Raw genomic sequence first — 7,163 nt, forward strand, 5'->3', positions numbered from 1 at the left:
GTATGAATCAATCATTGGAAAGTATGATCAATACGTTAAATAAACAACAGCAAGAGGCTGTGCGACATACAGAAGGACCATTACTGATTATGGCAGGAGCAGGAAGTGGAAAAACACGTGTACTAACCCATCGAATTGCATATTTAATGGGAGAAAAAGATGTATCGCCACGAAATATATTAGCCATTACATTTACGAATAAGGCTGCACGTGAAATGAAAGAGCGTGTGAGCAAATTAGTCGGACCACAAGGAGAATATATGTGGGTATCCACCTTTCACTCCATGTGTGTCCGTATTTTGCGTCGTGACATAGATCGAATTGGATATTCAACCAATTTCTCTATATTAGATAGTAGTGATCAATTATCGGTAATCAAGCAAGTTTTAAAAAATTTGAATATCGATCCAAAAAAATTCGATCCGCGTGCTATGCTAGGACAAATAAGTACAGCAAAAAACGAATTAATTACTGAAGAAGAATATACGAAAAACGCTGGAAATTTCTTTGATCGTCAAGTAGCTCAAGTATATGAAGGATATCAAAAAATGCTTCGTAAAAATCAATCACTCGATTTTGATGATTTAATCATGCAAACCATTCATTTATTCCAACGTATACCAGAAGTGCTGGAGTATTATCAGCGCCGTTTTCAATATATTCATGTGGACGAGTATCAAGATACCAATCATGCACAATATTATTTAGTGAAACAACTAGCTAGCAGATTTCAAAATCTATGTGTAGTAGGAGATTCGGACCAATCGATTTATCGTTGGAGAGGTGCGGATATTGGAAACATCTTAACTTTTGAAAAAGACTATCCTTCTGCTCGCACGGTTTTATTAGAGCAAAATTACCGTTCTACAAAATCTATATTACAAGCGGCTAATCAAGTGATTTCTAACAACTCAGGTAGAAAGCCGAAAAACTTATGGACGGATAATATTGATGGAAAAAATCTAAACTATTATCAAGGCGCAACAGAACAAGAAGAAGCTCTTTATGTCACGGATAAGATTCAACAGTTAATAAGAGAGAATGATTATAAACCAAGTGATGTTGCTATTTTATATCGAACAAATGCACAATCACGTGCGATAGAGGATACTTTATTAAAATCAGGTATTGCGTATCAAATGGTTGGTGGCATGAAGTTCTATGACCGTAAAGAAATTAAGGACATGATTGCCTATCTTAGATTAATTACGAATCCAGATGACGATATTAGTTTTGTACGTGTAGTAAATGAACCGAAACGTGGGGTTGGTAAGACCTCGGTTGAACGTTTACAAGCGTATGCAGGAGAACATGATATTTCGTTATATGAAGCGGTCAAAGAAGTTGATTTTACTGGAGTATCCAAGAAAGCAGCGAATGCGCTAGCTGGCTTTGAAAATCTAATTCGAACTTTATCGCAACAGCAAGAGTTCTTAACGGCTACAGATATGGTAGAAGCTGTATTAGAACGAACAGGCTATGAAGAGATGTTAAAGAATGAGCGTTCGATTGAAGCGCAAAGTCGCCTAGAAAACTTAGAAGAATTCATGACAGTTACAAAAGATTTCGAGAAAGCAAGCGAAGATAAAACACTTATTGCTTTCTTAACCGACCTTGCGTTAGTTGCAGATATTGATCGTGTGGATGAAGAAGATCCAGATCATAATGAAAAAATTACATTAATGACATTACACGCAGCAAAAGGATTAGAATTCCCTGTTGTATTTCTAATTGGAATGGAAGAAAATGTTTTCCCACATAGTCGATCCATCATGGATGAAGAGGAAATGGAAGAGGAAAGAAGGCTTGCTTATGTAGGGATTACACGTGCTGAAAAAGAATTATATGTTACACATGCAAAAATGCGTACACTGTATGGTAGAACAAATATGAATCCAATAAGTAGATTTATTAACGAAATACCAAAAGAATTAATTGATGGTTTGGAAGAAAAGGATAAACCGATGTTTGGCGCAAAATCTCTTGAACGTTCCCCACAACAACCAGCTCCAAGGAAGAGACGTGCTGAAAAAATGCAACATTCTACAGGTGCTGAAAGTAAAATATGGGCCGTAGGTGAAAAAGCAAACCACAAGAAGTGGGGAATAGGAACGGTTGTTAAAGTACAGGGCGATGGAGAAAAAATGGAATTGGATATCGCCTTTCCTGCACCTATAGGTATTAAACGGTTATTAGCCAAATTTGCACCAATTACGAAGGAAGAATAGGGGCAACGCAAATGAATAAAGAACAAGCAAGTAAAAAGATAGAATCCTTAATTGAATTATTAAATCAATATGGATATGAATATTATGTGTTGGATAACCCTACAGTTCCTGATTCGGAATACGATCAGAAATTACGAGAGTTACAACAATTGGAGCAGGACTTTCCAGACTTAGTGATGGAAAATTCACCGACCCAGCGTATAGGTGGAGCTCCGTTAGCATCGTTTCAAAAAGTAACCCATAATATTCCTATGCTAAGTCTTGGAAATGCATTTAATGAACAAGATTTACGTGATTTTGCGAGACGTGCCAGTAACGGTACAGACCAACCAATCAGCTTTGTATGTGAGCTTAAAATCGATGGTCTTGCTATTTCTCTTACATATGAAAATGGCAAGTTTGTTCGAGGAGCTACTCGTGGAGATGGAACAATTGGAGAAGATATAACATCGAATTTAAAAACAATCCGCAGTATCCCTTTATCGATAAAAGAAGAAGGTACATTAGAAGTTCGTGGAGAAGCATATATGCCACATAAGTCATTTTTAGCATTAAATGAGCAACGTGAGAAAAATGAAGAGGAACCTTTTGCAAATCCGAGAAATGCTGCTGCCGGATCATTGCGCCAACTCGATCCAAAAATTGCTGCAAAGCGTAATTTAGATATTTTCCTATACGGTGTAGGTGAATGGGAGAATAGTGACCTTACATCTCATAGTGAGCATTTAGCTCGTTTAAAAGAACTAGGCTTTAAAACAAACAAGGAATGGAAGAAGTGTAATACGATTGAAGAAGTCATTGACTATGTAAACTATTGGACAGAACATCGAAATGATCTTTCCTATGAAATTGATGGTATAGTAATCAAAGTAGATAGTCTTGACCAGCAGGATGAATTAGGATTTACAGCAAAAAGTCCGCGTTGGGCGATTGCATATAAATTTCCGGCAGAAGAAGCGATGACAACTCTTCGAGATATTGAATTGAGTATTGGAAGAACGGGTGTTGTCACACCAACAGCAATATTAGATCCAGTACGAGTAGCAGGTACGACAGTTCAGCGTGCTTCTCTTCATAATGAGGATTTAATTCGCGAACAGGATATCCGGATTGGAGACAAAGTAGTAATTAAAAAAGCTGGAGATATTATTCCAAAAGTAGTTCGTTCTGTAGTCGAACAGCGAAATGGGGATGAAGAAGAATTCCATATGCCAGAGGAATGCCCTGCATGCGGCAATGAACTAGTTAGACTAGAAGAAGAAGTTGCTCTCCGTTGTATCAATCCGAATTGCCCTGCTCAACTAATGGAGGGATTAATCCATTTCGTATCACGTAATGCAATGAATATTGATGGACTTGGTGAGAAAGTAATTATTCAGTTATTCCAAGAAAACCTTGTTCAAACCATGGCTGACCTTTATCGACTTGATAAAGAAGAACTCTTACAGTTAGAAAGAATGGCAGAAAAATCAGTTACAAACCTTTTAGAAGCAATCGAGAAATCAAAAGAAAATTCATTGGAGCGTCTGTTATTCGGATTGGGGATTCGATTTATAGGTGCGAAAGCAGCGAAAACACTGGCAATGGAATTTGAAACAATGGAAAACCTCCAAAAAGCAACATATGAAGATATACTAGCTATTGATGAGATTGGAGATAAGATGGCTGATTCCATTGTACAATATTTTGCTGAAGAAAAAGTTACTGAACTCTTAAACAGTCTACGAGAACTAGGAGTTCAAATGGAATATAAAGGACCACGTAAATCAGAACAGGCAACAGATAGTATGTTTTCAGGGAAAACAGTTGTTCTTACAGGCAAGATGGAGAAGTTTTCTAGAAAAGAAGCAAAAGAAATAATCGAGTCACTTGGAGGCACTGTTACTGGAAGTGTCAGCAAGAAAACAGATATTGTCATTGCTGGTGAAGATGCTGGTTCAAAATTGGATAAAGCAGAGAAATTAGGAATTGACGTGTGGAGCGAACAACAGCTAGAAGATGTTGTTGGGAAGTAAGGAGGGAGCAGGTTGAAAAAAGTCAGCTTGTTAATGTTGGTGCTACTTCTTTTGTTAAGTGGTTGTCTTCAAAATCAAAATAGTGAAGAAGAAGTAGTACAAGATGATGCGGAACAAAAGACATCAATTGTCCCTAGTTATCAATTATCTGGTGAAAATTATCGTATGATTTTACCATATAAAACGAGTGCAGCTAGGGGAGCAATTGTGAATCAGATCGCGAACCGTGTCGATATTGATGAAATGGAAGAAGGATTAAGGCGTTTGTCTAAAGATGTCTACAGTCCAGAGGAATTATATTTCCAAGAAGGACAGTACTTTGACACAGATCGAATATATTCATGGATTGACGAGTTGAATCCTGAAGTTGAAGAAGGGGCAGATGTTCAAGAGTATAGAGATAACCCGCGTTATCTCACACATGTTCTCGAGCAAAATTTTATGCGACATTCTGATGATCAAAGTGTTGAGCTTGAAGGTATTTCCCTAGGTATTGCAATGAAGTCAGTATATAGTTTCCAAACGGAACCGGGCGGAACTACTTACTATCAAGATATACCAGAACAGGAAATGTTAAGTGTCGCGAATGATGTTGCACAAAATATCGTAACTGATATAAGAGAAAATGATGAAAATTTGCGTGATGTACCAATTATGATTGCAATCTATAGAGAAGAAGAACAAGCATCTCCTGTCCCAGGAAATTTTGTAGCAAGAACGAATGTCCCAGGTGGAAGTAGTACGGTTGACGATTGGGAAGAAGTCAAGGAAGAGAATATACTTTTTCCATCTGATGAAGGATCAGAAAAATATTTCGAGGATCAAGAACTCGTAACAAACTTTGGTAATGAAGTGAGAAAATTCTTTCCTAACTATGTAGGACTGGTTGGGGAAGGATTCTATATCGATGAGGAACTGCAAAAATTACAAATAGAAATACCTATCGAGTTTAATGGAAAAGGTGAAGTAATAGGTTTCACCCAATATGCTTATGGGCTTGTACAAGAGATCTTTCCTAACTACTATGATATCGAAATAGATGTCGTTTCTAGTCAAAAAACAGAGAGTATTATTTATCGAAATGCGGGAGAAGATCAGGTTAACGTACACATTTATGATTGATTAGGTTACAAATAAGTTCATCCAAAGTAACTATTTAATAAACAAATATTGGTAAAAATGAGGATTTACTGTTTCTAGTTATATGTGCTTACAGAAACAGTAAATTTTCTTTGTTTAGGAAAACAGGAAAACTTTTCTTATATTAAACAAGCATATACCTCTATGATTTTCCCAATATGAAAATATAGGAAACATGTTATAATTAATTTAACGAAACAGAATTCAGAATTAATTGATAGGGTGGGTACAATGATTGAGATTGGATCCTTTATAAAATTACAACGAAATAAACAAGAAATGACGCTTGGAGAGTTGTCAGACGGGATTGTTTCAGTATCTTATCTATCGAAAATTGAGAATCAAAAGACTCAAGCGAGCCCGGAAATTATTCAAATGCTCTGTAATCGACTAGGTATAGAGGTCGATAATAGTCAGGAAGATCTAATTAGACAACGATGCTCTGAATGGTATGGGATGTTGTTTGATAGTCATGATAAAGACGATATTGTCGAACATTATCAAGAAATTCAAGAGCTAATGGATAAGAATTTGTCGGAAAGTTTAATGATGTTCGAAATTCATAAAATTCGTTATTTCCTTGTTCTGAATGAGCTAGAATTAGCGCTCAAGAAAATAAATGAGTTAGGAGAGATTTCCAATTCATTTGATAATGAGCAACAATACTATTGGTATAAATTTAAAGGGAATTATTACTCTTTGGTAGAAGACTTTTCTCAAGCAATGTATATGTATAAAAATGCGGAAGATAAATTACAGCATGTTCGTATGGATGAAAAAGAGGTTGCAGATTTAAAGTATGTAATTTCAATAACCCATACGAAGTTTCGTAACACTCTTGAAGCTATTGAGTATGCAAATAAGGCATTAGATATTTTTATGAAGGACTATAATTTTACTAGATGTGCACAATGTCATAACCTTTTAGGTATCTCTTACCGAAGAATACGACTGTATGATAAATCGATTAAGAACTTTAATTTAGCACTTCATTTAGGAAAACTGGAAAAAAATACACAATTAATTCAATTAACAAATCAAAATTTGGGTTATTTATACTCTGCAAGAGGTAATTCAGAACAAGCTATAGTTCACTATAAAGAAGTATTAAGTGATTCAGAAGTTTATATCGTAACAAAACTAGCTGCCATATCTTCCTTAATTAAAGAACTATATAATACTAAAAACTATAAAGAGACAAAAGAAAGAGTAGAAAGTGCTTTAGTTCTTCTGGAAAGTTTTGAATCTATTGATTCTGATGAACAATTCTATGTTTATGTGATTTATACGTATAAGTATTTACTTGAAAATAATTTGGATAAATTTGTTAGCCACTTAACCACAAAGTTTATTCCATATCTTCAAAAGAAACAAGATTATGCAGAATTAAGTACCTATTTAAAATTATTAGCTAATCACTATGAAAGTGTTAATAAGTACAAATTAGCTGCTAATTATTATAAAGAGGCTACCTTTGCCTATGAGCAAATTTCAAATATATAATATTTTAGGAGGGAAAATTAATGAAAAAATTGTCTGTAGGATTAGTTTTAGGTACCCTTCTTGTCACAGGCTCAATTTTTATTACTGATATTACGGAGCAAAGTAACACGGGGGATAGAACTAATGAAGTAGCATCAGATTTAGTGCCTGGAGTGTTAAGTTCAGGTAATGAAGTAGCATCAGATTTAGTGCCTGGAGTATTAAGTTCAGGTAATGAAGTAGCATCAGATTTAGTGCCTGGAGTATTAAGTTCAGGTAATGAAGTAGCATCAGATTT

General features: G+C 35.5%; 5 protein-coding genes. All 5 read left to right on the top strand.

Annotated elements, in window-relative coordinates; translation table 11 throughout:
• Window positions 1–2 precede the first annotated feature (2 nt).
• On the top strand, window positions 3–2,228 hold the full coding sequence (pcrA, locus tag C794_RS04325) for a DNA helicase PcrA (RefSeq protein ID WP_017795909.1): 2,226 nt from the start codon (window positions 3–5) through the stop codon (window positions 2,226–2,228).
• Window positions 2,229–2,239: 11 nt separating this feature from the next.
• On the top strand, window positions 2,240–4,243 hold the full coding sequence (gene ligA / locus C794_RS04330) for an NAD-dependent DNA ligase LigA (RefSeq protein ID WP_017795910.1): 2,004 nt from the start codon (window positions 2,240–2,242) through the stop codon (window positions 4,241–4,243).
• A 12-nt stretch (window positions 4,244–4,255) separates the two neighbouring features.
• A complete protein-coding gene (locus tag C794_RS04335) occupies window positions 4,256–5,365 on the top strand; it encodes a CamS family sex pheromone protein (RefSeq protein ID WP_017795911.1) in 1,110 nt (369 codons plus the stop codon).
• Window positions 5,366–5,614: 249 nt separating this feature from the next.
• Window positions 5,615–6,886, top strand: a complete 1,272-nt coding sequence (locus tag C794_RS04340; RefSeq protein WP_017795912.1) for a helix-turn-helix domain-containing protein — start codon at window positions 5,615–5,617, stop codon at window positions 6,884–6,886.
• Between the two features lie 20 nt (window positions 6,887–6,906).
• The coding region (locus C794_RS20800) for a hypothetical protein (protein ID WP_039819578.1) at window positions 6,907–7,163 on the top strand (257 nt) is incomplete at its 3' end.

Origin of the sequence: Oceanobacillus kimchii X50, assembly GCF_000340475.1 — a bacterium.
Lineage (GTDB): Bacteria > Bacillota > Bacilli > Bacillales > Amphibacillaceae > Oceanobacillus > Oceanobacillus kimchii.